Source organism: Microbulbifer elongatus (assembly GCF_020524885.1).
GTDB classification, from domain to species: Bacteria; Pseudomonadota; Gammaproteobacteria; order Pseudomonadales; family Cellvibrionaceae; genus Microbulbifer; species Microbulbifer elongatus_A.
The window spans coordinates 732,496-759,236 of record NZ_JAIVKJ010000001.1 but is presented as its reverse complement, the minus strand read 5'-3'; the positions used below and the strand labels follow the sequence as shown (position 1 = coordinate 759,236).

The following is a 26,741-nucleotide window of genomic DNA, read 5'->3' as shown; positions in this document are numbered from 1 at the left end:
GCCCGATAACGCTGCGACGGAGCCGCTACCACGCAGCAGCTCCTTCACAGAATATTGTTGTGTTTGATGGCTAGCGCGCCCGCTTCAGCAACAACCAGCCAAGCAGGAAGCTGGCCAAAATGGGGACCAGTACCGCGATAAACGGCGGGAATCCGAACACCACCGACGATGGCCCCAGCATATCCTGCACCGTCTGGAACACGATCCCCACGATCACCCCGGTAAACACCCGCAGACCAGTAGTCACTTCCCGCAGCGGCCCGAAAATAAACGAGATCGCCATCATCACCAGGCCGGCAATGGTCAATGGCTGCAGTACTTTCTTCCAGAACGCCAGCCAATAGCGGGCAGACTCTTCACCCTTGCGGTCAAGAAACTTGCCGTAGGACCAGAGGTTGCGCGGCGACAGATCGGACGGCAGAGGTATTACCAGGGAGAACAGATCCGGCGAGATATCCGAATCCCAGTAGGAGCGGGCCTCCACGCTACTGGATGCGTGCTCGGGTGTCAGGCTGGTCTGGCGACTGTTCTGCAACGTCCAGCGCCCGCCTTCATAGAGCCCGCGCTCGGAAAACACGACGCGCTCCAGCTGCCGATCTTCATCAAACCGGTAGCGGGTGATGCCAAACAGGGTGCCGCCAGGCAATGCGGCATTGAAATGAACAAATTCGTCTCGGTCGTGCAGCCACAACCCCTGCTCCAGACCGGAGTTTTCCAGTTCCCCCTGGGCTATAGCCCTGCGGCTCTCGGCAGTCTGGTTTGTTACAGGGATTACCAGCTCTGCGAGAAAAAGCCCCAGTACAATCAATATCAGTACCGGTTTCATCACCGCCCAGGCAATCCGCCCAATGGATATCCCGGCAGCGCGCATAACCGTAAGTTCACTGGTGCCTGCCAGTGTGCCCAGCCCCACCATACACCCCACCAGGGCGGAAAATCCCAGCTGACTGTATATGCGCTCTGGCAGAGTCCACAGCACGTATTCGAGTATATTGGTGAATTGGTAATCGCCACCGAGGTCCTCGAGCTGGTCAACAATGGCCGAAATCACGTCCAGTCCAAGGATGACAAGCAGTACCGCGAGGATTGCCAGGGTTATGGTGCGGGCGATATACGCATCAAGCCGGGACATTAGCGCCTCCATTGTCGTCACCCGCCGGTGGATCCAGTCTGCGTTTGCGTGGCTTGCGATTGCGCCCGCCCAGCAGTAACAGCCCCAGGATGAGGAACGGCGGATGCACCAACCAGATGGCCCAGGCCTGTTCTATCTTGCCGTCTTCGATTGCACCTCGAACGCCCTGCAGGGCCACCAGATAGACGATGTACAGAAGAACCGCGGGGATCATTTTGGCGTAGCGCCCCTGTCGGGGATTGGTGCGACTCAGTGGGACCGCGAGAATCGCCACCACAAGAACCAGCACCGGCAGACTAAAGCGCCAGTGCAGGTTGACTCGTTCCCGCGGGTTCTCGCTTTTCCACAGTGCCGCCGTCGACATGGACTGCAACTTCTCACTGGCTTTGGAGCGCAGTCGGGGAATATCCAGCAGTACTTCGTAACTGTCGAACGCCATCTGCCGGTAATCGCTCTGTCCGGGCACACCTTCGTAGCGATAACCATCACGGAGCACCAGGTATCGCAAACCAGTTTCCGAGTCTATTTGCTGCACACCTTCACGGGCCACGGTAACAATCTGATGATCCGTGTCCATGTTTCCCCGCGAGTTACCCAACTCGGCGAGAAATACATCATGCATGGTGGAGCGGTCTTCGCTCAGCCCATCCGCGTAGTACACCGCACGGCCACCGCCGGTGGCGACAAATTTCTTCGGCACCAGGTGATCAAACTCATTGCGGGTTTTATCGGCAGTCAACAGGTGAGAGGTACGTTCAATACCGGTGGGAGTCAGGTAGAGGCTCATCGCCGTAACCAGTGCTGCCACTAATAACGCGGGTACCAGGGTGTAACGCAGCAGCTGGCGCTCGCTGAAGCCGCAGGCGTGCAGCACCGTCATTTCACTCTCGATATAGAGGCGTCCATAGGCCAGCAGAATACCGACGAAAAAGCCCAGTGGAACTACCAGCTCCAGAAAGCCTGGCAGGCGGTAGCCCATTAGTGAAAACAGTATGCCCGCGGACATGTCGCCCGCCGCCGCTTCCGCCAGATACTTCACAAAACGGCCGCTCATCACCATCAACAGCAGCACGGCACTGACTGCCAGCGTCGCACCAAGCAGTTCGCGACAAAGGTAGCGGAAAATAATCACTGAGTGTCCAGCGTCCCTGGTTGCGGTTCGAAAACAGAAGCGAGTGGAATCAAAGTTCCAGTTTAGATACCAATTGGAATCCCCCGGCGTCAGCATAGGACACCGGATAAAGCAATCCGATCCTTATCGGGTTAAACTTGTGCGGCGCATTATCACCAAAAAGCCCGACAATGTCTCGGCCCGGAAGCTTGCCGAGCGACGAGATCCCGCTACCGTTGAATGCCAAACGTAGCCTGGGAAAGCTTCGGGCCATCTAGTAGAACATCAAGGAACCGTCTACATGCAGTTTACCGCCAAGGTCACCGACATCAGCAAACAGCGCACTGCCTGCGCCATTATCGCCGTCGACAACAAAAACCGCTTCACCGACAGCGGCAGCACCCTCGACAAGGCAAATGGCGGCAGCCTCGCCAAGTTGCTCAAGCGCGGCGACCTCGGCAGTGCCGCTGGCAGCACCTTGCTGGTGCCCGCTGTAGAAGGCAGTGCGGAGCGTATTTTGCTGGTTCGCACCAGTAAAGCACCAATCTCTACCGCCGAGTTCCGCAAACTGGCCAGCGCCAGTGCAAACGCAGTCAAGTCCCAGAAAGACGCGACCAGCTACCTCACCGAGGTTGCTGTTAAAGACGTCGATGTGGCCTGGCAGGGACAACAGCTGGCACTGGCCGCGGGCCTTGCCGGTTACAAATTCACCCGCTGCCTCAGCGACGCCAAGCCCTACCCTCTGGCGAAATTTGCGGTACATGCACCGGACAAGAAGCAACTGAAAGCCATTCAGCAAGGTGTTGAGTTCGGCGGCGGCCAGGCGAGCGGCAGCAATATCGCACGCGAGCTGGGCAACTTGCCCGGCAATATCTGCACCCCCAGCTACCTGGCTTCGGAAGCCAAGGCGCTGGCGAAAAAACACGCAAAACTGACCACCACCGTTCTCGACAACAAAAAAATGGAATCCCTCGGCATGGGCGCCTTTATGAGCGTTGCCAAGGGTAGTGACGAGCCGGCGGCGATGATCGCGATGAACTACAAGGGCGGTAAAGCCGGCCAGAAACCCATCGTTCTCGTGGGTAAGGGCATCACCTTCGACACCGGCGGTATCAGCCTGAAGCCCGGCGCCATGATGGACGAAATGAAGTTCGACATGTGTGGTGCGGCCAGTGTCTTCGGTGTAATGAACGCACTGGTTGAGATGAATGCGCCGGTCAACGTGGTGGGCGTTGTCGCCGCTGCGGAAAACATGCCGAGCGGCCGCGCCAGCAAACCCGGCGACATCGTTACCTCCATGAGCGGCAAGACCATCGAGATTCTCAACACCGATGCCGAAGGCCGTCTGGTGCTCTGCGACGCCCTGACTTGGGCGGGCAAGTTCAAGCCCAGCGTGGTCATTGACGTCGCCACCCTCACCGGAGCCTGTGTAATCGCCCTCGGTAACCACGCCACCGGCCTCTACGCCAACCAGGACAAGCTCGCGGAAGAACTGATTGCCGCAGGCGAAACCACCGGCGACCGCGCCTGGCGCATGCCCCTGTGGGACGAGTACCAGCCCATGCTGAACTCCAACTTCGCAGACATGCAAAACATCGGTGGCCGTGAAGCCGGCTCCGTCACCGCGGCCTGCTTCCTGGCCCGGTTCGCCGAGGACTACAACTGGGCACACCTGGATATCGCAGGCAGTGCCTGGAAATCCGGAGCGGCGAAAGGTGCAACCGGACGTCCGGTGCCTTTGTTGCTGCAATACATCCTGAACAAAAAACAAACGACCGTTTAAACCGAAGCACAATTGCTGATGAGAAGGTGCAGGTGCTGGGGACGATTTGCGAGACCGTCTGCGGCCAGGACGGCCGCAGCCGAGCCCCCATGGATGGGTTTACGGCGTGTCTCGCAAATCGTCACCAGCACCTGTACCGCCACCACGCTAGATTCTGAAGCACAGAACAAGTGAAATGGCGGCGCCGCTACCCGGTACCACTTTGTGAAACGCGCCGTAAACCCATCCATGGGGGCTCTTCCGCGAGGTCCCTCTCGCGGAAGGTTTCACAAAGTGGTACCGGGCATCGGCGCCTTCGCATCGACCATTTTGTGCATTGAAAGCAGCATCTGATGACTCGAATAGACTTTTACGTCCTACCGTCTGAAAACCCGGAAGAAATCCAGGTTTTTGCCTGCCGTCTCGCTGAAAAAGCCTTCCGCAATGGCCTGCGCGTGCTCATCGCCGTTGATGGCGAACAGCAGGCCAAGCAACTGGACGAGACGCTGTGGACCTTTCGGGAGGATAGCTTCCTGCCCCACGCGCCCCAGAACCTGGACCAGCAGGCGGCCATCGAAATTAATAGTGGCGAAGATCCCGGCCAACACCACGGCCTGTTGATCAATCTTTGTGCCGAGATTCCCACCTGGTTCAGCCAGTTTGATCGCCTTGCGGAGATCGTTTGCCAGCACCCCGACTCCCTCGCACGCTCCAGAACGCGATACAGCCACTTCCGTGATCGGGGATATCCGTTACAATCGCACAAGATACCCAACTGATCTGAAGCGGAAACGAAAACCAGCTCCATGTCCGGTCGCAAGAAAAACAGAAAACATCGCCACGGCCAGCCACCCCATGAGCTGCTCAATGAGCTGAACTCCCTGCGGGACCTGCTTGGAAGCGATATGGAAGCGGATATTCCCCTGCTGAATCAGGTAGCAGCGCCTGGTGCCAGCCCCAGCAAAGGCGAAAACTCCGAGGCTTCCAAAGCAACAGCTCCACCGCGCCCCCCGATCGCACCCCAGCGTCCGCTCCAGGAAGCCGACCTGCCGATCCTGTTCAGCCCGGTGGACGAAGAGCCCGCTGAGGAATACACCCCGTTGCTAAGCGAAGCCGACCGGGCCCTGCTGCGCCCATTGCAGGATCTGCCACGTAAAGAGCAAGATCTGCCGCCAACTCAGCAGATTCCCGCGGATGAAATGCGCACTATAAGCCAAAGCGAGCCACCACCGGCGACAGAGCCCATGACCGAGCAACAGCGTCAGCGGGAGGAATTTCAGCCCAGCCTGTTCGATGCGCCGTCTGAAAAAAAGGCGCTGTCCGGCGACGGCAAAGCGACTTCTGTCGAAACAGAAGTCGAAAGCAAAAAAGAGACAGAAAGCCGACCAATACCCGCCCAAGAGCCGGCAGCGGGAGCAAAGCAATCGGGAAAAGCCGCGGCAAAGGTACAAAAGCCCCTGCCGGCAGCACTTACCGAAAACCCGTTTTTGCCACCACATATCAGGGCCCGCCTCACCGGCGGCAAGATTCCGCGCCCACAAGATGATTCCCAAGGCAAAGTCGAGCGGGCTGAGCAAACACCAGCACCCGAAACGGCAGCAGTCGAAGACGTCGTTGTATCTGGTAGCGAGGCAGAAGCCCCCGAAACCTCCAGTGCGCGTGAGCGCCTGATCGAGCAGCTGATGGCAGAGCAGCTGCCCGAGCTCGAGCGCCAGCTGCGCGCCAACATTACCCTGATGGTCGACGAAATCTATCCGGACGAAGACTGACCCAGTGCTTGTCGTTGCCCTACACTTTTACGCTATCTAATTGCCTGATCCTTTTGCCCTGAACGACCCAGCGGTATAATTCCGCCCCTTTTTATTTATTCATCGCCCCCGGCAAGATTGTGACCGGGCGGCCAGCCCATACAACGCAAGGCATTCCCCCGCGCATGGACAAGACATATCAGCCCAACGCCATCGAACAGCAGTGGTACAAAACCTGGGAAGACAACGGCTATTTCAAGCCCTCCGGTGATACCGAGGCCACCCCCTACTCCATCATGATTCCCCCGCCCAATGTTACCGGCAGCCTGCATATGGGCCACGGTTTCCAGGAATCCATCATGGATGCACTGATCCGCTATCACCGCATGAAGGGTGATAACACCCTATGGCAGGTGGGCACGGACCACGCCGGTATTGCCACCCAGATGGTGGTTGAGCGCCTGCTGGCCGCGGAGGGTAAAGATCGCCACGAGCTGGGCCGCGACAAATTCATCGAAAAAGTGTGGGAGTGGAAGGAAGAGTCCGGCGGCAATATCACCCGCCAGCTGCGTCGCCTTGGCGCAAGCCCGGACTGGTCCCGTGAGCGCTTCACCATGGATGACGGCTTTTACAAAGCCGTACAGGAAGTCTTCATTCGCCTGTATGAAGACGACCTGATCTACCGCGGCAAGCGCCTGGTGAACTGGGACCCGAAACTGCACACTGCCATTTCCGACCTGGAAGTACTGAACGAGGAAGAACAGGGCCACCTGTGGCACTTCCGCTACCCGCTCACCGATGGTAGTGGCCATCTGGTCGTTGCAACAACACGTCCGGAAACCATGCTCGGCGATACCGCCGTGGCCGTGCACCCGGAAGACGAGCGCTACAAGCACCTGATCGGCAAGACCATCAAACTGCCGCTGGCGGACCGTGAGATCCCGATTATTGCGGACGATTACGTGGACCTCGAGTTCGGCACCGGCTGTGTGAAGATCACCCCGGCGCACGACTTCAACGACTACGAAATGGGCCAGCGCCACGATCTGGAAATGATCAACATTCTGGACCAGGACGCCAACCTGAACGAAAACGTGCCGGAGAAATACCGCGGCATGGAGCGCTTCGCCGCGCGCCAGCAGGTCGTGGACGATCTGGACGCCCTGGGCCTGCTGGAAAAAATTGAACCGCACACCCTGAAGGTTCCCCGTGGCGACCGCAGCGGCGTGGTGATCGAGCCCTGGCTGACGGATCAGTGGTATGTAAAAACCCAGCCGCTGGCAGACGAAGCCATCAAGGTGGTGGAAGACGGCCGCGTTGAATTCGTACCGAAAAATTACGAGAACATGTACTTCTCCTGGATGCGCGATATCCAGGACTGGTGTATCTCTCGCCAGCTGTGGTGGGGCCACCGAATCCCCGCCTGGTACGACAACGATGGCAACGTCTACGTTGGTCGCTCCGAAGAGGAAGTTCGCAAGAAGCACAACCTCGGTGATATCGAGCTGCGCCAGGATGACGACGTACTCGACACCTGGTTCTCCTCCGGCCTGTGGACTTTCGGTACCCTGGGCTGGCCGGAAGAAACCCCGGAGCTGGCGGCCTTCCACCCCACTTCCGTACTGGTAACCGGCTTCGATATCATTTTCTTCTGGGTCGCGCGCATGATGATGCTGACTCTCTACTTCAGGAAGGAAGTACCGTTCAAAACCGTATACGTGCACGGACTGGTGCGCGACGGCCAGGGCCAGAAGATGTCCAAGTCCAAGGGCAACGTACTGGACCCCATCGACCTGATCGATGGCATCGACCTGGAAAGCCTCGTGGCCAAACGCACCGCGGGCATGATGGTGCCGCGCCTGCGTGAAAAAATTGAAAAGCAGACCCGCAAGGAATTCCCGGAAGGCCTCGCCGCCTACGGTACAGATGCGCTGCGTTACACCTATTACTCACTCGCCTCCACCGGCCGCGATATCAAGTTCGACGTCGGTCGTATTGAAGGTTTCCGCAATTTCTGCAACAAGATCTGGAACGCCTCCCGCTATGTGCTGCAGAACTGCGACGGTCACGACTGCGGACAAGACGGCAGCGATGATTTCGAGCTGTCTATCGCCGACCGCTGGATCATCTCGCAGTTGCAGCGCACCGAAATTACCGTCAAAGAGGCTATAGAGAGCTACCGCTTCGACCTTGCATCCCAGGCCCTTTACGACTTTGTCTGGAGCGAATACTGCAGCTGGTATCTGGAGCTGTCGAAGCCGGTACTGTGGGATGACAACGCCAGTGACGCGGTAAAAAAAGGCACTCGCCGTACCCTGATCCGGGTGCTGGAGACGATCCTGCGTCTTGCCCATCCTCTGATGCCTTACATCACCGAGGAAATCTGGCAGCGGGTAAAGGAGCTGGCAGGCAAGGCCGGCGACACCATCATGTTGCAGCCCTATCCGGAAGCCAACGAAAATCGCATCGACGAGAATGCCGAAGCGGCGATTGCCTGGCTGAAGGACGTGATCGAAGGCGTGCGCAATATCCGCGGCGAAATGAATATTTCCCCGGCGAAAAAGATCCCGCTGATCCTGCGCAACGGTTCCGAACACGAAGCAGACCTGCTTAATCAAACCCGCAGCCTGCTGACCAAGCTGGCCAGCCTGGAGTCTATCCAGTGGCTGGATTCGGGAGCGGAAGCGCCGGCTTCCTCTACCGCGCTCGTGGGTGACCTTGAACTGCTGGTACCCATGGCTGGGTTGATCGATGTAGCGGCGGAAACCGCCCGCCTGCAGAAAGAGATCGACAAACTGGACAAGGACCTGAAACAGGTAGAGGGCAAGCTGAACAACCCCAACTTCGTGGACAAGGCGCCGGAAGCGGTGGTCAACAAAGAAAGGGACAGACTTGCAGACATGAAGAGCGCGCGTACCCGACTGCACCAGCAGCAGGAAAAAATCCGCCAGCTATAATGTCGCTCGCATAATACTGTGAACAACAAACGGGGGCTTCGGCCCCCGTTTGTTGTTAATAACGCCCTTGATCGCCCCTGAAGAAAATCGGGGCTCCCATTCTGCCTGAGCGCACGTACAACTCCCGATGGGGCGCCCGCCTCATCCTGTAGGCGCTTCCAACGACCATGCTTCTACTATCCTGAGGGCAGCTCTTTACCTTGGGCTTACTCAGTTAAAATGAGCATCGTCTATGTATAACCCGAACGCTTCGGAAGACTCATCCAAAGCCTCCCCCGAGGAAGCCAAACTCAAACCCCTTGTGTTTTACAGCGCGGTTGTTGGCATCACTCTGTTTTCCCTGTGGGCAATGTTCTTCACCGAGCAGGCGAGCAATGTAATTTACGGCGCCCTGGCATGGATATCCGGCAGTTTTGGCTGGTTTTACTTCCTCGCCATCGTGGCCTACCTGGTGTTTGTTATTGTGGTCGCTGTCTCAAAGTATGGTGACATCAAACTCGGCCCGGACCACGCCGAGCCGGAATTTAACGTGGTTACCTGGGCCGCCATGCTATTCGCCGCTGGCATCGGTATCGACCTGATTTTTTATTGCATTGTAGAGCCCCTCACTCAATTCATGGCGCCGCCAGTGGGCGAAGGGGGCACCGTGGAAGCGGCCCGCCAGGCCATGGCACTGACGTTTCTACACTGGGGCCTTTCCGGCTGGGGCGTCTATACACTGGTAGGCATGTCACTGGCTTTTTTCAGCTATCGGCACGGTCTACCCCTGACGATACGCTCTGCGCTCTACCCATTGTTCGGCAAACGCATCTACGGCCCCATTGGCAACTCGGTAGATATTGCGGCGGTTTTGGGTACTGTATTCGGCGTCGCGACCAGCCTGGGAATCGGCATCATCCAGCTCAACTTCGGGCTGAAGTACATGTTCGGCGTTCCAGAGAGCACGGCCACCCAGGCTGTTCTCGCAATACTTATCGTCGTGTTCGCGGCAATTTCTGCAGCGACAGGTGTTGAAAGGGGGATTCGCCGACTGTCGGAGTTCAATATGCTGCTCGCGATAGCGCTGATGCTGTTTGTCCTTTTCAGCGGCAAGACGCGCTTTCTCCTGGATGCCTTCGTCACTAACCTGGGTGACTATATCCAAAACTTTATCGAATTGTCCTTCAACACCTTTGCTTTCGACCCACCACAAGACTGGCTCAATGCCTGGACTATTTTCTTCTGGGCCTGGTGGATCGCCTGGGGGCCGTTTGTCGGATTGTTTCTTGCCCGTATTTCACGAGGCCGCACCATCCGCTCCTTCGTCGCCGGCACCCTGATACTACCGTTTATGTTTATGGCCGCCTGGATGGGAATCATGGGCAATGCTGCCATCGATATGGTGTTAGGCGGGGCTGCAGAATTTGGTGCTCGAGCAACGGAGAACCCCGGGTCGGCAATTTACCTGTTCCTGGAGCAGATGCCCTGGACCACACTGACCACCATCGTGGTTACCATTCTTTCCATCGTGTTTTTCGTGACGTCGGGTGATTCAGGCTCACTCGTTCTTTCCAACCTCACCTGCCGCCTCAAGGACCCCAACCACGATGCGCCGCCCTGGATGCGGGTGCTGTGGGCCGCAATCATCGGCATTGTGACCCTGGCACTGCTGATGACCGGTGGACTGTCAGCCCTGCAGAGCGCCGTAGTGATTACGGGGCTACCATTTGCCGTGGTTCTGATCCTGATGATGTTGGGGCTGGCAAAGGCCTTGCGTTTGGAGGGGTTGAAGTCCGCAAGTATGCAAGATGCACTTTCCGGGCACCTTTCCGGGCGCACCTTCTCTCGTGAGGGGCACAGCAACTGGAGTCAACGCCTTACCCGCGCCATCAGTTTTCCCACCTTCAAGCAAGTGGAAGATTTCATTACGCGGACTGTAAGGCCCGCCTTCGAGTCGGTAAAAACCGAGCTGGAAGAAAAAGGGTATCCGGTATCTATATCCGGGGGCGGCGACGATGATCAACATCTGGCTCTGGACGTAACTTTGGGTGAAGAGGTCGACTTCACTTATCAGGTGTGGCCCCGGGAATGCACTATGCCGGCGTTCACACTGCGTGCCGAGAAACCTCGCTCCAGCTATTTCCGGCTGGAACCCCACCTGCGTGAGGGCGGCCTCACCTACGACCTGATGGGGTACACCCGTGAACAGTTGATCGGCGATATCGTGGATCACTTTGAGGCACACCTTCAATACCTGCATATGCGGCGTGAACTTGGCTCCCGTTCGCCCGGAGATGAAGGTGAGCCAGGCCCTACCTGAGAACAACTATGACGAAGACCGATTTCGACGAAACTTTCGACTACATCGTTGTCGGCGCCGGATCTGCCGGTGCCGTCGTCGCCAGCCGGCTGAGTGAAAAAAGCAAGCACAGGGTGTTGCTGTTGGAGTATGGCGGCAAAGACAATTCCATTTTCATCCGCATGCCAACCGCCCTGTCGATTCCGCTCAATATGCCCAAGTACGACTGGGAGTTTTACACCGAGCCGGAACCTGGCCTGAACGGACGGCGTATTCACCAGGCGCGCGGCAAAGTTATTGGCGGCTCGTCATCCATTAACGGTATGGCGTTTGTGCGCGGTTGCAAAGGAGACTATGAAGAATGGGCCCAGCTCGGTGCAAACGGATGGACCTATGCCGACGTACTGCCCTATTTCCGCCGTATGGAAAATTGTGTGTACGGCAGCGATGACTACCGTGGGGGCCAGGGGCCAATTTCCGTCTGCAACGGCAACAATATGCAGAACCCGCTCTACCGAGCCTTTATTGAAGCCGGTAATCAGGCGGGCTACGGCTATACCGAAGATTACAATGGCTATCGCCAGGAGGGCTTTGGGCGTATGGACATGTCCGTGCGCGATGGCGTGCGTTGTTCAACCGCACTCGCGTATCTCAAGCCGGCTCTCAGCCGCAACAACCTGGAACTCAAAATGCATGCGCTCACCACGCGCGTGATCATGGACGGCAAGAAAGCCATTGGTGTCGAGTACGAGCGACACGGGAAGCGTTTCAGGGCGCGCGCCAGCAAAGAAGTTATTCTTTCAGCGAGTAGCTTCAACTCGCCCAAGTTGCTAATGCTCTCAGGTATCGGCCCCGCGGGGCATCTACAGGAGCACGGCATTGACGTAGTCCACGACTTACCTGGAGTCGGGCAAAATCTCCACGATCACCTGGAAGTCTGGGTCCAGCAACGATGCACGCAGGACATCACTTTGAATGGCAAACTTGGGCCAATCTCGAAGGCGTGGATCGGCCTACAGTGGCTGCTGTTCAAGCGCGGGCTCGGCGCCTCCAACCAATTCGAGTCCAACGGCTATATCCGCAGTCACAAAGGACTACAGTGGCCCGATATCCAGTACCATTTCCTGGCGGGAGCGATTGCCTATGATGGTTCCAGCGCGGTCAAGGGTCACGGGTTTCAAGCGCACCTCGGTTGTAACAAACCACTCAGTCGCGGCTGGGTAAAACTAAAGTCCGCTGACCCGCGACAGGCGCCGGCCATGTTCTTCAATTACCTGAACCGGGAAGAGGACAAACAGGCATTTCGAGCAGGCCTGCACTTTACCCGGGAGATCTTTGCCCAACCGGCGATGGCGCCCTATCGCGGGCCGGAAGTGTCACCGGGTGATGGCGTACAGACCGACGATGAGATCGACAACTGGTTGGCGGAGTCTGCGGAAACCGCGTACCACCCGGCTGGCAGCTGCCGGATGGGAACAGACGATATGGCGGTCGTAGACCCGGAATGTCGGGTGCGGGGGGTGGAAAACCTGCGCGTGGTGGACTCATCCATTATGCCCACCGTAACCAATGGCAATCTGAATGCGCCTACCATCATGATCGGTGAAAAGGGAGCGGATCATATTCTCGGTAAGGGGATGCTCCCCCCCTCTGATGCCGAGAGTTATACCGCAAAAAACTGGGAAGAAAGCCAGAGGGAGTCCAGCCCGCAAACCGCCCTGAACAACTCCTGAAACGCCGATCTCCCGAAAAAGACGTATCGGCATGAGCTTGCGGGCATTGATACAGAAAGGGAAGCGCGGGCACAGGCCCGCGCAATCGAATAGACGCTAGTAAGGAGCTTCTACATCCCCTTCGGCCACATACACGGTCTTCATCCGAGTGTAGTGCTCGAACGCCCGGCGGCTGTTTTCCTTGCCGATCCCCGACTGCTTGAATCCACCGAAAGGCATTTCCACCGGGGTCAGGTTGTACTGATTGATCCAGACAATACCGGCATCCAGCCGATCCGCCACCCGGTGACCACGCTGTATATCCCGGGTGAATACTCCGCCAGCTAGTCCGAACTCGGTGTTGTTGGCGCGCTCCAGCACCTCCTCCTCGCTGGAGAAGTCGAGGAGGGACAATACCGGCCCAAAAATCTCTTCGCGCACTATGGTCATCTTGTCATTCAGCCCATCAAAAATCGTCGGCTCAACAAAATTTCCATTTTCAAAGCCGGGAACCTTCGCGCGCCCGCCACCTACAAGTACCGAGCCACCTTCCTTCTTTCCGATTTCTATGTATTCCAGCACCCCGGCCATATGATCGGCACTCACCATAGGCCCCAAATCCGTATCCGGATCCAGCGGGTCGCCCAGTCTGAGTTTTTGCGTACGCGCAACAAGCTTTTCGATAAACGCATCGCGAATGGATTGATGAACAAAAACCCGAGTGCTGTTGGTGCAAATCTGCCCCTGGGTATAGAAGTTACCGAGCATGGCTGCGCCCACCGCATTATCCAGGTCGGCATCTTCAAATACGATCAAAGGTGACTTGCCACCGAGCTCCAAAGTAACGCTTTTCAACGAGTCCGCTGCGGCCCGCATCACCGCCTTGCCGGTACCCACTTCACCGGTCAGCGAAACTTTCGCAACGCCAGAATGGGCAGTGAGCATTTTTCCGGTGTCCGCCATCCCCTGAACAACATTGAAAACACCATCGGGTAAGCCCGCCTGCTTATACAGTTCAGCTAGTTTCAGAGCAGATAGTGGAGTGAGCTCCGCCGGTTTGAAGATCATTGCATTGCCCGCCGCCAGCGCGGGAGCGGACTTCCAGGCGGCGATCTGAATTGGATAATTCCACGCGCCAATACCGACGCAAACCCCCAGGGGTTCTGGTCGCGTATAGAAAAAACCACCGGGAACCGCCTGATATTCCCCCTGTAGTGAGGCCGCCTGCCCACCGAAATACTCGAGACAATCGGCTGCAGACCCTACATCCGCCTCAGGGGTTTCGGCGAGGGGCTTACCACCATCCAAAGACTCCAGCCGCGCCAGCGCATCACAGTGTTCCCGCAGTAACTGCGCAGTTTTTACCAGAACCCGGCCGCGCTCTGCACCGCTCATCGCACGCCAGACCGCCTGGCCTTTCTGTGCCGATACCACCGCTTTGTCTACATCCGCCTGCCCTGCCTCCGCTACACGGCAGATAGCCTCACCTGTTGCGGGATTTAGCGTCTCAAAGAAACGCCCGGTTTCTGGGGCCACATAATCCCCGTGAATCCAAAGCAATCGGTCTTCCATGTCAGACATCCATTTCTCCATTCCGGGAATCCCGGTTTCACTCACCGTACACCTGACTGCGTCCGGTCACGGTCAAAAGCTACGGGTAACCCCAAACACCATTTCCCCATCCGCCAGCTTGGGGTTGGCCAGGAAAGGACTTACGCCATCTGTGTCATGCCAGCGCAAACCTATACTCCAGTCTCCCAGCGTGTAATCCACACCAATGTCCCAGTAGGTAAAATCCAGGTCGTCGTTTCCAGAGCCAAACGTCTGCTCACCAACGCGCACCGAAGACGCGAGTCCTTCGCAGAACTCATAGCCAAGGGTCACCTCATAGGCCAGTGCTGAGACATCGTCGAGAAAATCTTCACCAAAATAATTATCCGTCCACCACACACTGGGACTTGCCGAGAACTTGCCGCTCTCGTAGTTCAAATAGGTGTAAACCTCTGCATAGTCGAGGCGCAACTCCGAGCCCGGGTAGTTATAACTCCAGTAGCCGATATCAAAGTTGAAATTACTCTCACCAATATCTCGCGAGAACCCGATATACGGATCGATTTCCATGCTGTTGCCATCGCCACCGAAATCGGTGTTCGATGCCCAGACGCCCGCGTAGAGCCCCCCCTCATGTGACCAGTTGAAATCCCCCTGAACTTGGGGCCTTAAATTGGAGTTGGAGATTCCCCGAAACATATAGTCACTGGCCATCAAAAGACTTCCGCCGAAGGTCCCGAAATTTTTCTTTTCCGAGTCTGTCTCTGCAGCCAGGGGCGGAAAGCTTATGGTGAGCAGCGCGATGAGCATAGACAGTTGGGAACGTGTTATTCGACGATAGAGTTCTTCCATGCCCAGCGGTCCTTGTCTGTATTAGGGGAGCCTACTCACTGTAGAAGATGGGCACGACAGTTCAAGGAATCAGGAAGGTAACGATGGGGAGATACAAGGTAGAGCGCGCCCGATGGGGCAATATGTCCGAAAATTCCTCCTCACCCGCTGTTCATTTACCTGGGCACTAGTCACCCGGCAAAAAAAAAGCGAGCCATCAGGCTCGCCATTTGGACCTGTGCGACACACAGTAGGTTTGAGGAAAACACAATAGCCCTATATACGCAGCCCTCTTTCACGCCATAGGCCGCCTTTTAGGCTACCCCTCTGTCACGCCAAAGGCTTGGCCGCGAAATAATCCATGGAGTATGCCACCCGCTCGTCCACGTTTTTTTCCAGCTGCTCCAGGTCCATCTCCTCGATATGCTCCAGGCGCGTGCGCAGCCCAACGCCGTTGGCAATCTGGATAGCGAGGCCCGGGCGGGCGTTGGCTTCGAGCAATAAGGGGCCGCGCTTGCGGTCCAGTACGATATCGCACCCCAGGTACCCAAGCCCGGTCATTTCGTAGCAGCTCGCCGCCAGACGCACCAGGTCGCCCCAGTCCGGCACCAGCAGGTCCGCAAATGGCATTTCCGTATCCGGGTGCTTTTCGATACGAATGCCGCGCTGCACCGCGTGACAGGATTTACCGGTTGCCAGATCAACCCCGACGCCCACAGCGCCCTGGTGCAGATTGGCCTTGCCGTCAGAGTCGTGGGTAGAGCAACGCAACATGGCCATTACCGGGAAACCGCGAAACACGATCACACGGATATCCGGTACACCCTCAAACGAGTATTTGTCGAACACCGGATCAAAATCCACCAGTGCCTCGATCATCACCCGGTCCGGCTTACCGCCGAGGCTATAAAGACCACTGTGGATGTTGCTCACGTGGCGCTGAATATCCAGAGCGGTGACTTTGTTGCCGGAGGGCTTTACGTATTCATCACCGTCGCGACCCACGATCACAAGAATGCCCTTGCCACCGGAGCCACGGGCCGGCTTGATCACAAACTTTTCCAGCGGCTCGATGACTTCCATTACCCGTTTGCGACTGGGCTGGGTCTCGAAGGCGGCGATCAGTTCAGGAACGGGAATACGGTAACGCTTGGCCTGACGCTTGGTATTGAGCTTATCGTCAACAATGGGGTATTTGTCGCGGTCATTGTAGCGCGCAATGTAATGTACGTTGCGCGCATTCATGCCGAGTACGCCGAGCTTTCTCAGCGTAAAGGGCGAGACAAGACTACCGCGTAAAAAGGACGGCAGCTGCATCAGCGCACCAGCTGGCGGAAGCGCGACAGTTCACCCAACCGGAAACCGGTGTAGTTGCCGACAATCATGATAAAGCCCAGGAGTACCAGCAGCAGCTCGGGGAAGTTGAAGGTCCAGTGCTCGATGTAACGGTTGGTCATCACCCACCAGGCGATCACCGCAACCAGCAGGCTGCCGCCGGCCTGTACCACCACTTCGTAAGGACCATCCTCCTCCCAGACGATCGACATACGCTCAATGGTCCAGGCCAGAATAATCATCGGGAAGAAGGTCACTGTCAGCGCCTGCTCGATACCGAGCTTGTAGCTCACCACGCTGATCGCGCCCATCAATATCACCACCGTGACCACCACGGCGGCGATCCTCGCCACAAGGAGCAGGTTGAGCCTGCTTAAATAGAACCGTATCCACAGGCCGAGGATCAGGATCAGGACGAAAATGGCGAGACCGGTAAACAACTGGGTCTCGATAAAGGCGATCGCCAGCAGCACCGGCATAAAAGTACCGGAGGTACGGAGCCCAACAAACACCCGCAGCAGTACAACTACCAGGGCGCCCACAGGCACCAGCAGGATCAGTTTAAAAATACTCTGTTGCTCGATAGGCAGGCTGTAAATGGAGAAGTCCACCAGGGCTTCTTTCTCCTGGCTGGTACTCAGCATGGCCACGTCCCGGGCCGGTACATCGTTGGAAATGACCGAGAAGGTAACGCCGGAATTGCGTCCGCCTTCCACGTCCAACAGACTTTTACCGCCGCGCTGCCAGATAAAGAAATTCTTGGGCACTCCCGGAGAGCCGCTCAGGGGCTCGAACACTACCCAGCGTTTGCCATCGTAGATTTCCAGGAGGTCCTCCGGATCCAGTCGACGGCGATCGTCCTCTAGATACAGGCCTCGGATGCGGTGTGCGGGGATGTCTGCCGCTGCCAACACCAGCAGCGCGGTGTCTACAAAAGAACGCCCCTTGTAGTAGCCGAAAATCAGGTTGCGATCCTGATTGCGATTATCCGCCAGAGCAGTCAGCAGTTCAGAAGTAAAGGTGCGGGTGTCCGACGAGCGTTCACGCGCCGTTTCTACCAGTGAATAAATCGCCTGGCGCACTGCTTCCTGCTCGCGGGCACCGAGCATGGGCTTTACCACCTCGGTACTGAGATCCAGCGGCTGTTCCAGTGCCGCGCCGGGAGTCTGGTGCACATCCAGCTGATAAAACAGCGACTGCAATCCGCTGGCTTGGCGCTTGGCCCAGACCGCGCGATATTCATCGTCTTCGCTGATGATATTGAAACCGTAGCCGGAGGAGCTGAAGGTTTCCCCCAGCACTTCCATATTGCGCTGTTCCCGCGGCAGGGTAAGCGCAGCTTTTGCGGGACCGCCGTCTGCAGTGAAACGCACCTTGGCCTCAATAGTCCACACGGTGCGGTATTCCCCGGGCAGCAGGGGGAAGCCCAGTTCGACGTTTTTATAGATGGTGAGGCCGGCGCCCATGAGAGTGAGTAGCGCGGCGAGAATATAGACCTGAGCCCGTGGCGACATTCGCCATTCCCCAATTAGTGATTGTTTACAGCTTTTGACCGCTTATTTTTGCCGTTTACTGACAAATTCGCCAGTGACCGGAACACATTTTCAGGTATTCAGAGGAACTATTTACTAAAGGAAGGAAGCTTGGGCTTACCCTGCACCTGCTTGCGGCTGACATCCACCACAGCAGCGTCTTTCAGGAAGTTGCGCCCCACCAGGAGAGGAAACTCGAACTCGCCGCGCTCGACCAGGTTCACCTCCACCATATGGGTTACTTCACCCACGGTCAGGCTCATATCGACAATCGGGCGCCGCTGGCGATCGAACCCGGGGCGCGCCACTCGAACATGGCGCTTGATGGGCAATTCGATTTTCACCGGCTCGGCATCGCTGCCATCGCTGAGGCTGAAGCGTACCCAGTCGCTGCCATCCCGCTCGAAAGGCGTCAGCGCAACAACGCTGAGCGAGCTGGTTGCGGCACCGGTATCGACCAGCGCCAGCAGCCGCAGGCCGCCCGGCTCTATGGTAAAGAACTCTTCCGAGCCCAGTACCAGTTTGTCTTTGGCCACAGGCACTTCCACAACTTTCTCAAAGTTGCGCTCGATCACCCGCTCTACCACTTTCACTTCCGGTTCTGCACACACCACAGTCTCCACAGGCGGGCACTGGGCGGCCCCCAGGGGCGTCTCCGCAGGTGGAAGAGCAGGTTCGATGACCGGCTGCTGATTTTCATCAGACATCAGGCTTTCACAGCCGGTTAGTAGCTGCAGAACCAGCAATAGAGAAATTGAAGGCAAAAACCGCATCTGTTTTATTAATACCTTAGGGGCGGGAAGCCGGCCCTTTGTGCGCTGTTTTTAAGTAATCCTGGCGGTATGAGACTCGGGCTGTCCCTGTTGCCCGATTTTTGCAAAGCCCGGATAGTACCTTATCCGCCATGCAACTGCACCGGGGCCAAGGTAGCGGATCCCCGGGCAATTGCGTAGAAAAGCATAGTGTCGAACCGTTCTCCGAACCGCATGGTACCAACTAGTCACAACGAATCAAGCGACAGTGCTGCACCGCGCTATCCATAAGGATCTCTTCGGCGCCAGCCAACGCCTCCAGCTCAAGGCCTAGCCCTTCTCCAGACGCTCGTCTATTTCGACCAACTTGCGAGTCAATCCGCTGGCGAGCAGCGCGCTTCCGCTGAAATACTCTTCCGCCATCGGCGCGATCCCGCACTTCTGCGGCAAAGGTTGCTCCATCTCCACCAGGCGGCTCATCCGCGGTAGAAAGATAAACTGCAGCCACTGGGGAAATGTCAGGGTATCCACACAAAACGGCTGGGTACTGGCCAGGGCTTCCGGTGCCGGTGGCTCCATGTCCCACAGGCTCAGTGCGCGCATTTCGGCTTCCAGCTCCAGCAACAGGGTGGCGATATCGGGGTAAATCGACTTCATAGGCTCCAGAATTACAATTGATCAGCGTTTCAATTGACCAGAATTCAATTGATCAGGCGACGAAACGGCGGCAGAGAATCCAACATGGCGCGCCCGTAGCGCTTGGTGACTATCCGCCGGTCCAGCAGGGTGATGATGCCGCTGTCTTTTTCCGTACGCAGCAGGCGCCCGCAAGCCTGTACCAGTTTCAGCGCCGTGTCCGGCACGGTGATCTGCATAAACGGGTTGCCGCCCTTGGCCTCAATCCACTCCGCCAGCGCCGCCTCGATGGGGTCGTCCGGTACAGCAAAGGGTAATTTCGCAATAATCACATGGCGACAGTAATCGCCGGGCAGATCGAGTCCCTCGGCGAAGCTGGCGAGGCCGAACAGCACGCTGTGGCCACCACTGTCGACGCTCTTTTTATGACTATCGAGCAGCTGCTGGCGGGACTGCTGCCCCTGCATGAGGATGCGGTTGCGCCAGGTCCCGGGCAGGGATTCGTAGACGGTCTCCATTTGTCGACGGGAGGCAAACAGCACCAGCGCACCGCCACTGCCGCCATCCGAACCCCCGTCACTGAGGAGCCCCGGCAAGGCCTCGATCACCGCATCCGTGTGCAGGTCCGCGTTGTTGGCCTCTACCGCATCTTTCGGCACGCGCAGTTCCGCGCGGGAAAAATCAAACGGACTGGGGACAATTTCATAGCTGGCATTGTCCGGGGTACCGGCGCGCATTTTCAGGCGATCGAAGCGCCCCAGCGCCGTCAGCGTGGCCGAGGTAAGCACCGCGCCGTAACAGCGCCGCCACAGGCTGTATTCAAGGGTCTTGCCGGCGAGAATCGGTGAACTGCACACTTCAAAATCAAACGAGCCGCCCCAGTCCACCAGGGTCACCCAGCGCGCCTGCGGTACCGAGCCCTGATCCTCTCGGGAATAGTTTGCCCAGAGTTCCAGGTTGGCCTCGGCGCGGCCGTGCCAGCCACCGAGTACCGGGTACCAGCGCTCCAGATCAACAATGGGTACCGGACTGTGGGCATCCTCCATCATGCGCTGGACTACCTGCACCATCTTGCCTAGCAGCGCTTCCATCTCATCGAAGTCTTCGCGCAGCTGATCCGCCAGCTGCATCAGGGATTCCGGCACCACGCCACCCTCAAACCGGTGGCGTGCACTGCGCCCCGGGCTCCCGCCAGAGCCACCACGGCGGTCTTCGTCAAATTCGCACAGGTCTTCCAACAAAGGCCAGGCCATCTCCATCTTCTGCTTCGCCGAAGTAAACAGCGCGGGAAGCTCCTCGCCGGCACGATCCAGCTCTGCGCCATCACCAATCTCGCCCAGCAGCTGGCTCAGATTTTTATTGGCTTGATCCAGCCAGCCAGTGGTGGCGCCCACACGGCTGTGGTGCGCAAAGTGGTTCAGTGCCTTATCCGGCAGGTGGTGGGCTTCGTCCAGCACATAAATGGAATCTTCTGGCGCGGGCAGGATGGCACCACCACCCAAGGCCAGATCTGCCAGCAGCAGATCGTGGTTAGCGACGATCACCCGGCTTTTGCCCAGGCTCTCGCGGGCGCGGAAGAAGCTGCAGCTGCTCACGTGCGGGCAGCGGCGGCCACTGCACTGACGGTGGTCGGTGGTCACCCGGCTCCAGTCTTCGCCTTCGATGGTGTCTTTCCAATTGTCACGATCGCCATCCCAGCTGCCAGTGGCCAGCTGATCGGCCATTTCCCGGTACAGCTTGATACCAACTTCGTCCACCTGGGGCTTTTCGTCTTCGTACAGTGCCATGGAGGCACCGATACCACTGGATGTAAGTTCCGTGAGGAGCTGATCGAGCTTGGACAGGCACATATAGCGGCCGCGCCCTTTGGCGAGGGACACCTCGAACTTCAGGCCGGAGTGGCGAACCAGCTCGGGCAGGTCCTTGTTGATGATCTGCTCCTGCAGGGCCACGGTTGCGGTAGAGACGACGAGGGTCTTGTCGTGGGCAATCGCCATGGGTATGGCTGCCAGCAGGTAGGAGACCGTTTTGCCGGTACCGGTACCTGCCTCCACCACGCAGATGTGCTGGCCGTCGGTCTTACCGTGGTCCCGTTCACCGGCGCCATTGCGCTCGATACCGCCCAACGCGCGGGCAATGGCTGCAATCATCAGCTTCTGGCCGTAGCGGGCTTTCAGTTCGCGGCCATTGAGAAACTGACGGTAGGCGTTCTGGATGGATTCTTTGTCTTTATCGCTGAGCACTGGGGACCGGCTGGGTATGCATTGAAGTTAAATCAGCCGGGCATTATCCACGCTTGTTCAGGGTTTAGCCAACTGGGTTTCGTATGCGCTGATTTGTCGAGCAGTCCGATGACGGCTATCTGAAAGTAGGGAAGCGACCAAGCACTGGGTATCCGTGTTTTCTAACGGAGAACAGAGGGTAAGCGAAGGCGAAGTGCTGGGCGGGGGTTTTCAGGATCGTCGCAAACAAGGATGTTTGCGACGAAGCGTAGAGGGACGTATTGAAGGGGGGCGCCTAGCCCGGCCCTGCCCCCCATCCAGTGCTTCGCCGCCACAATTCCAGCTTTAGAGCCCCGAAAAAACTACGACTCGTACGCCAGTCTAGATACCACCGGATTCGCGTACCCCTGGATGGCCTTGTCCCGCCAGCGCTCGTCGATCTTGGCCATGCGCGCTTCGAACTGCTCGCGGATTTCCTGGTGCTCATCCGGGTGCCAGGGCTTGGGCGGGTAGCCTACCGGCAGATCCGGGGCCTCGCCGTAGATCATCTGGTAGGCAATCAGATTGGTGGGGTGCAGTACGTAGTTGCCAATGATCTGTCGATCAATCTCGTCCGCCAGCGCACCCACATCATTGAAATCTTTCTCGATCGGCGTACCGAAAGCGGCATGGATATGCCCCTTCTGGCCCACCACGCCCTTGGCAATACTGCCCAGGTCCTCGTGGGCTTTCTTCTGGTATTCGTCCTGGTGTTCCTTGATATACAGCTCGCGCGCCTTGTGGCGGTCGCAGGGATCCCACTCGTAGGAAATCGCCAGAGGCACTATGTGCAGTTCCTTCCAGAACTCCGCAAACGGCTGCTCCTTGGGCTTGGCCATGGCAAACATGGCCGCCAGCGCCGGATTGGTACGGTCACGGCCGTCTTTGGCGCGGCCAGCGCGCTGGGCGATCCACACATGCTCATTTTCATTAACAATGGAGTGGTGGATATATTGGGAAAGCGTGGTTGCCGCCATCAGCTTCTCGCGGCGGCTACCGGAGCTGCGCTTCACCACAAAGCACTTATTCAGCTTCATGATGTCGGTAGCGAACTGCTTGGACAGCAGGTTGTCGCCAATGGCGATGCGGGACGTCTCGTGCCCTTCCTTGAACATCGCGAGAATGGCAAGAGCCGGGTCCATGGCGATGTCGCGGTGATTACTGACAAACAGGCAGGCACGATCACGCGGCAATGTGTCCAGGCCGGAGATACTGAGGCCACAGCTGGTGCGGTTAACCGCCTTTTCCAGGTACTTGGCGATTACTTCCTGCACACCGCGTACATTGTTGGCCTTGCGGAACTCAAAGCGCACAAACTGGCGCACCAGCCACGCAAGCGGGCGCTCCAGCTTGCTCGCGGCGCCGGGAAGCAGGAAATGCGCCACCACCCGGGACATTTCCGGGTCGTCTACCAGACGTCGAAGTGCCGGGCGCACCTCATCGTCCCGATAGGGGCGGATTTCATCGAATTGACTAGGGTCCGGGTTTCTCGCATTCATGGAATTCAACTACCTGCCAACTTCAGCGCACCATCTCTTTTGCGGACGCTGCGCTCTGGCGCTTTCTTATTGTGGCCCAGACAGTTGCCAATGAAGGCACTGTGGGCAAAACCGGCGCAGAACATACCGGATGCGCGGGAGAACTACCAGCACCACGGTCGACTCAGCGGTTACCCCGGGGGTATCCCACCTCAAACTGCTCGCTATAGACATATAAAGCGCCCGCCCCGAGAATACGCGCTTCATAACAAGAAACTGACCTGGCAGCCCGGTCACAAGCGGGGCAGCCGCGACTTGCTTGCCACTATTTGCCTGCATTAGGAGACCATCTTTTGACCGACACCAGTTCCAGCAACCCGCAGCACGACCACCGCAGTCCCAGCCTGCTGGATGCCCTGATTCCTCTCCTGATCCTGATCGCACTGCTTTCTCTCTCGGTATTCTTCTACGGCGCGGACTCCTCCTACGGCCCCAACCAGATCGCCCTTTTACTGTGCGCCGGCGTCGCCGCACTGGTGGGCATGAAAAATGGCTTTACCTGGAAGGAAATGGAAGGCGGCATGCTCCACGGTATTAGCCTGGTGTTCGGCGCCATTCTCATTCTACTGGCGGTGGGCGCGCTGATAGGCAGCTGGATTCTCGCCGGCACCGTCCCCTCGATGATCTATTACGGGGTGCAGATGCTTTCGCCCCAGTGGTTCTACGCCGCGAGCTGCGTCATTTGCGCGATCGTCGGCCTCAGTATTGGTTCCAGCTGGACCACCGCAGGCACTCTCGGTGTGGCATTGATGGGTATTGCCGCCGCGCTGAACCTGAACCCGGCGATTACCGCCGGCGCGGTGATTTCCGGCGCCTACTTTGGCGACAAAATGTCGCCCCTCTCCGACACCACCAACGTGGCCGCCGCGGTCACTTCCAATGACCTGTTCCTGCATATACGCCATATGCTGTGGACCACCATGCCTGCGTTCGTGATCGCACTGGTGATCTTCGCGTTCATCGGCCTCAGCTCCGACACTGCCCACGCCTCAGCAGAAGACATCCAGAAACTGCTGGGCGCTCTGCAGGAAGAGTTCCGTATTTCCATCGTAAGCCTGTTGCCCCTGGTGCTGCTGCTGGCGATGGCCTGGAAGAAGGTGCCAGCCTACCCCACGCTGATCATCGGCTCCCTGGTAGGCTGCGTGATCGCTATGATCTTCGAACCCAATGCCACCCGCCAGCTAGCTGGTGGCGAAGGCCCATTGAGCCTGCTGAAGGGCGCCTGGCACAGCCTGTTCGATGGCTATAAATCCACCTCCAGCAATGAAGCGGTCGCCTCGCTGCTGTCCAAAGGCGGTATGAGCAGCATGCTCAATACGATCTGGCTAATTATTTCTGCCATGGCCTTTGGCGGCGTGATGGAGCGCGCCGGCTTCCTTGAGCGCATCGTCAACTGGGCTCTGTCAGGCGTAAAAACTGTGGGCGGCCTGATCACTTCCACTGTACTCACCTGTTTCGGTATGAATGCCGCCGCTGGCGACCAGTACATGGCCATCATCATTCCCGGCCGCATGTTCCGCGAAGCCTTCGAAGGCAAAGGGTTGCACGGGCTGAACCTGTCGCGCACCCTGGAGGACTCCGGCACCATTACCTCCGTACTGATTCCGTGGAATACCTGTGGCGCTTATATGAGCGCGACCCTGGGTATCGCCACCTTCACCTACGCCCCCTTTGCCCTGTTCAACATCATCTGCCCACTGCTGGCGATTGCCTACGGGTGGCTGCACTTCAAGCAGATGCCGTTGGGCAAGCAACAACCCCTGGCGGACGCAGCAAAGGCCTGAGCGCCCCCTGAGAGCATCTCTGAGAGCACTGATGTCGAAGACACTGACCGACCTGATCACCACCGCCCGCTTCAATGTGCGGTGGTTTGACCTGGGCCGCCGCGTCCAGCCAATCAGTAAAAAAACCGCTGAGGCCTTTGAGGAAGGAGCTGCGCCCTGGCCAAGCCCCTACCTTCGCCAGGCCTGGTGCGGTTTACTGCTTTGGCCCGCGGACGACAGTACCGAAGGAGCCCCGGTGGTGTGGTTTCTGCAGTTGCCCCTGGACGAGCAGGGTAAACTGCTGCTCCCCATTCGCGACCGCTTCCTCAAACAATTGCACCAGGCGCTCTATCCGCAGGGCAACGGCAGTAAGGATCCCGGCAAATATTTACAGCAGGCGCTGGAAGACAGCGGTCTGGTGTTTACACCAGCGGCAGAAAAGCGCGCGGTGTTTCACGCCAAGGCCGCTCGTGTGCTGAAGCAGCCAGCCAGCGATCACTACCCTGCAGCCAAAGCCTACGCCAAAGACCCTGCCTCTTTCCCCTGGGACCAACTGGCTCTGCAGGGCATGGCGGACCTGGCGGTGCGCTGGGAGGAGGAGAGGGATGCGCTGGCCGCGAGCCTGCCACGCTTTGCGGCACCGGCCCTGATCCCGCTGTGCCAGTGCCTGGAAAGCGAAGCAATTGACCACTACCTGGCCGAGCCACTGATTCGCCGGGCGGAAAAGACCCTCGCGGAGGATGAGCCCGACCTGAATCTGGTAACCGCCATTATTCGAGGTGTGTCCCACAGTATTGCGACGGGTATGCGTCAGCAGTTTTTACTGGATGTATTACAGGGCGTTGCAGGAACACATGGCGAAGTACTGGCCGCCATCGGCAGCCGCTGTCATGCAGACCTTGAAGTACCTGAGATCGCGCAACTCTGGTTGGAAAACCTGAGCGCCAGCCAGCCTCAACAGACGTTTAATCTGTTACTGACCGACCTGCTTTTTCTTCCGCAACAACGCAATGTCCTGCTCGGCGTTTTAAGAAATCCGCAACGCAAAGAATCTGTAGCGCGCGCATTCGGCGAATTTTTGTCACCCAACGGAAGCTGAAAGAAAGACAGTCGCGCGCCAGAGTCAGCCTTCCCCTACCCTGTGTTCATCGCGCGCATGAAAATATGCGCGCAATTCATCGACTTTATTTCGATCATTCCAGTTATTTTTTCGGCATTCTGGCGTAGTTTTTTGCAAAAACACCGAGAGAAAAAGGAAAAACAATCCTTTTTTACGCCGATGAAAAAATTCTTTCCCACCCCGCAATGGGCAAAACCATAATTTGGCGGGAAACCCTTTGAATTCAGGCCTATCGCGACGACAAACTGGCAGCGGTTTTATCCTGAATTCACCTCTGGCGGCTATTTTAACCGCGCGCCTATTACACTCCATTGGGCGGTATGTTTGTAGAAAAGATTTTTACAAAGCACACCAAACAGGTGACGTTTTATTGTCTATGCTATTGACTAACATCAACGGAAAGGAGTTAGGGGATGAATTTCACTCCAGCCAAGTACTTAACCGGAATTATTTGTGCACTGGTCCTCGCAGGTTGTTGTGCACCGGCTCCGATGCCGGCCGCCTGCCCTCCGGGGTCAGAACAGATTCCAACTTCCATGGCCTGTCCTGCGGACGCGGATTGCTGGATGGCATCCGATAATGTTCGCTGCATGAAAGTGGTTAAATAACCACTCTCATACAGGTTCATGCAAATGCCGCTTTTCGAAGCGGCATTTTGCATTTCTGGACCTTTGATTTTCAACCAAGACCGATACTCAATCATCGTCGGCACCGTCCCCTAC

The 26,741-nt window shown here is 57.6% G+C and carries 19 protein-coding genes; 8 read left to right on the top strand and 11 right to left on the bottom strand.

All coding sequences use genetic code 11. The features are described 5' to 3' along the window. Nucleotides 1–70 precede the first annotated feature (70 nt). Nucleotides 71–1,132, bottom strand: coding sequence for an LPS export ABC transporter permease LptG (gene lptG, locus LC059_RS03105; protein WP_226702361.1), 1,062 nt, complete (start codon nucleotides 1,130–1,132; stop codon nucleotides 71–73). Continuing rightward, the gene (lptF, locus tag LC059_RS03100) at nucleotides 1,119–2,264 is read right to left on the bottom strand and encodes an LPS export ABC transporter permease LptF (RefSeq protein WP_226702360.1); all 1,146 of its coding nucleotides are present in this window, start codon (nucleotides 2,262–2,264) and stop codon (nucleotides 1,119–1,121) included. Before lptF ends, lptG begins: the two co-directional genes overlap by 14 nt. A gap of 280 nt (nucleotides 2,265–2,544) precedes the next feature. On the opposite strand from lptF, the gene LC059_RS03095 reads away from it, so the two are divergent. The 6 genes from LC059_RS03095 to betA all read left to right on the top strand — a co-directional run bounded on the left by LC059_RS03095 (nucleotide 2,545) and on the right by betA (nucleotide 12,721). Next, nucleotides 2,545–4,026 carry a leucyl aminopeptidase gene (locus LC059_RS03095; RefSeq protein ID WP_226702359.1) on the top strand — a complete coding sequence of 494 codons (1,482 nt, stop codon included), beginning with the start codon at nucleotides 2,545–2,547 and terminating at the stop codon, nucleotides 4,024–4,026. A gap of 332 nt (nucleotides 4,027–4,358) precedes the next feature. Then, nucleotides 4,359–4,784, top strand: coding sequence for a DNA polymerase III subunit chi (locus LC059_RS03090; RefSeq protein WP_226702358.1), 426 nt, complete (start codon nucleotides 4,359–4,361; stop codon nucleotides 4,782–4,784). 27 nt (nucleotides 4,785–4,811) lie between these two features. Further along, a complete protein-coding gene (locus tag LC059_RS03085; RefSeq protein WP_226702357.1) occupies nucleotides 4,812–5,774 on the top strand; it encodes a hypothetical protein in 963 nt (320 codons plus the stop codon). Nucleotides 5,775–5,938: 164 nt separating this feature from the next. Next, a complete protein-coding gene (locus LC059_RS03080) occupies nucleotides 5,939–8,710 on the top strand; it encodes a valine--tRNA ligase (RefSeq protein WP_226702356.1) in 2,772 nt (923 codons plus the stop codon). A 232-nt stretch (nucleotides 8,711–8,942) separates the two neighbouring features. Next, on the top strand, nucleotides 8,943–11,009 hold the full coding sequence (gene betT / locus LC059_RS03075) for a choline BCCT transporter BetT (protein ID WP_226702355.1): 2,067 nt from the start codon (nucleotides 8,943–8,945) through the stop codon (nucleotides 11,007–11,009). Nucleotides 11,010–11,017: 8 nt separating this feature from the next. Continuing rightward, a complete protein-coding gene (betA, locus tag LC059_RS03070) occupies nucleotides 11,018–12,721 on the top strand; it encodes a choline dehydrogenase (protein ID WP_226702354.1) in 1,704 nt (567 codons plus the stop codon). A 96-nt stretch (nucleotides 12,722–12,817) separates the two neighbouring features. Here betA and betB read toward each other — a convergent pair whose 3' ends face one another. The 8 genes from betB to LC059_RS03030 all read right to left on the bottom strand — a co-directional run bounded on the left by betB (nucleotide 12,818) and on the right by LC059_RS03030 (nucleotide 23,097). After that, on the bottom strand, nucleotides 12,818–14,281 hold the full coding sequence (gene betB, locus LC059_RS03065; RefSeq protein ID WP_226702353.1) for a betaine-aldehyde dehydrogenase: 1,464 nt from the start codon (nucleotides 14,279–14,281) through the stop codon (nucleotides 12,818–12,820). Between the two features lie 63 nt (nucleotides 14,282–14,344). After that, the gene (locus LC059_RS03060; RefSeq protein WP_226703177.1) at nucleotides 14,345–15,061 is read right to left on the bottom strand and encodes a TorF family putative porin; all 717 of its coding nucleotides are present in this window, start codon (nucleotides 15,059–15,061) and stop codon (nucleotides 14,345–14,347) included. A gap of 351 nt (nucleotides 15,062–15,412) precedes the next feature. Beyond that, nucleotides 15,413–16,399 (bottom strand): alpha-L-glutamate ligase-like protein, encoded by a 987-nt coding sequence (locus LC059_RS03055; protein ID WP_226702352.1) that lies wholly within the window; start codon nucleotides 16,397–16,399, stop codon nucleotides 15,413–15,415. Next, a complete protein-coding gene (locus tag LC059_RS03050; protein WP_226702351.1) occupies nucleotides 16,399–17,931 on the bottom strand; it encodes an inactive transglutaminase family protein in 1,533 nt (510 codons plus the stop codon). Before LC059_RS03050 ends, LC059_RS03055 begins: the two co-directional genes overlap by 1 nt. 107 nt (nucleotides 17,932–18,038) lie before the next feature. Next, entirely contained in the window at nucleotides 18,039–18,656 is a 618-nt protein-coding gene (locus tag LC059_RS03045) for an ATP-dependent zinc protease (RefSeq protein ID WP_226702350.1), read from the bottom strand. 375 nt (nucleotides 18,657–19,031) lie between these two features. Then, entirely contained in the window at nucleotides 19,032–19,358 is a 327-nt protein-coding gene (locus tag LC059_RS03040; protein ID WP_226702349.1) for a YqcC family protein, read from the bottom strand. 44 nt (nucleotides 19,359–19,402) lie between these two features. After that, the gene (dinG, locus tag LC059_RS03035; protein WP_226702348.1) at nucleotides 19,403–21,580 is read right to left on the bottom strand and encodes an ATP-dependent DNA helicase DinG; all 2,178 of its coding nucleotides are present in this window, start codon (nucleotides 21,578–21,580) and stop codon (nucleotides 19,403–19,405) included. 341 nt (nucleotides 21,581–21,921) lie between these two features. After that, nucleotides 21,922–23,097 (bottom strand): 1-acyl-sn-glycerol-3-phosphate acyltransferase, encoded by a 1,176-nt coding sequence (locus LC059_RS03030; protein WP_226702347.1) that lies wholly within the window; start codon nucleotides 23,095–23,097, stop codon nucleotides 21,922–21,924. A 332-nt stretch (nucleotides 23,098–23,429) separates the two neighbouring features. On the opposite strand from LC059_RS03030, the gene nhaC reads away from it, so the two are divergent. Both nhaC and LC059_RS03020 read left to right on the top strand, forming a co-directional pair. Further along, the gene (nhaC, locus tag LC059_RS03025; protein ID WP_226702346.1) at nucleotides 23,430–24,920 is read left to right on the top strand and encodes a Na+/H+ antiporter NhaC; all 1,491 of its coding nucleotides are present in this window, start codon (nucleotides 23,430–23,432) and stop codon (nucleotides 24,918–24,920) included. Between the two features lie 31 nt (nucleotides 24,921–24,951). Further along, nucleotides 24,952–25,998 carry a DUF3549 family protein gene (locus tag LC059_RS03020; protein WP_226702345.1) on the top strand — a complete coding sequence of 349 codons (1,047 nt, stop codon included), beginning with the start codon at nucleotides 24,952–24,954 and terminating at the stop codon, nucleotides 25,996–25,998. A 427-nt stretch (nucleotides 25,999–26,425) separates the two neighbouring features. Here LC059_RS03020 and LC059_RS03015 read toward each other — a convergent pair whose 3' ends face one another. Then, nucleotides 26,426–26,722: a hypothetical protein gene (locus LC059_RS03015; RefSeq protein WP_226702344.1), complete on the bottom strand. Its 297-nt coding sequence runs from the start codon at nucleotides 26,720–26,722 to the stop codon at nucleotides 26,426–26,428. Nucleotides 26,723–26,741: the final 19 nt, after the last annotated feature.

Coding starts and splice junctions, on each gene's coding strand:
- LC059_RS03015 (WP_226702344.1), bottom strand. CDS start 26,722: ATGATTGAGTATCGGTCTTGGTTGAAAATCAAAGGTCCAGAAATGCAA.
- LC059_RS03095 (WP_226702359.1), top strand. CDS start 2,545: ATGCAGTTTACCGCCAAGGTCACCGACATCAGCAAACAGCGCACTGCC.
- betA (WP_226702354.1), top strand. CDS start 11,018: ATGACGAAGACCGATTTCGACGAAACTTTCGACTACATCGTTGTCGGC.
- betT (WP_226702355.1), top strand. CDS start 8,943: ATGTATAACCCGAACGCTTCGGAAGACTCATCCAAAGCCTCCCCCGAG.
- LC059_RS03030 (WP_226702347.1), bottom strand. CDS start 23,097: ATGAATGCGAGAAACCCGGACCCTAGTCAATTCGATGAAATCCGCCCC.
- LC059_RS03080 (WP_226702356.1), top strand. CDS start 5,939: ATGGACAAGACATATCAGCCCAACGCCATCGAACAGCAGTGGTACAAA.
- LC059_RS03020 (WP_226702345.1), top strand. CDS start 24,952: ATGTCGAAGACACTGACCGACCTGATCACCACCGCCCGCTTCAATGTG.
- LC059_RS03085 (WP_226702357.1), top strand. CDS start 4,812: ATGTCCGGTCGCAAGAAAAACAGAAAACATCGCCACGGCCAGCCACCC.
- LC059_RS03050 (WP_226702351.1), bottom strand. CDS start 17,931: ATGTCGCCACGGGCTCAGGTCTATATTCTCGCCGCGCTACTCACTCTC.
- betB (WP_226702353.1), bottom strand. CDS start 14,281: ATGTCTGACATGGAAGACCGATTGCTTTGGATTCACGGGGATTATGTG.
- LC059_RS03045 (WP_226702350.1), bottom strand. CDS start 18,656: ATGTCTGATGAAAATCAGCAGCCGGTCATCGAACCTGCTCTTCCACCT.
- lptG (WP_226702361.1), bottom strand. CDS start 1,132: ATGTCCCGGCTTGATGCGTATATCGCCCGCACCATAACCCTGGCAATC.
- LC059_RS03060 (WP_226703177.1), bottom strand. CDS start 15,061: ATGCTCATCGCGCTGCTCACCATAAGCTTTCCGCCCCTGGCTGCAGAG.
- LC059_RS03055 (WP_226702352.1), bottom strand. CDS start 16,399: ATGCAGCTGCCGTCCTTTTTACGCGGTAGTCTTGTCTCGCCCTTTACG.
- LC059_RS03040 (WP_226702349.1), bottom strand. CDS start 19,358: ATGAAGTCGATTTACCCCGATATCGCCACCCTGTTGCTGGAGCTGGAA.
- LC059_RS03090 (WP_226702358.1), top strand. CDS start 4,359: ATGACTCGAATAGACTTTTACGTCCTACCGTCTGAAAACCCGGAAGAA.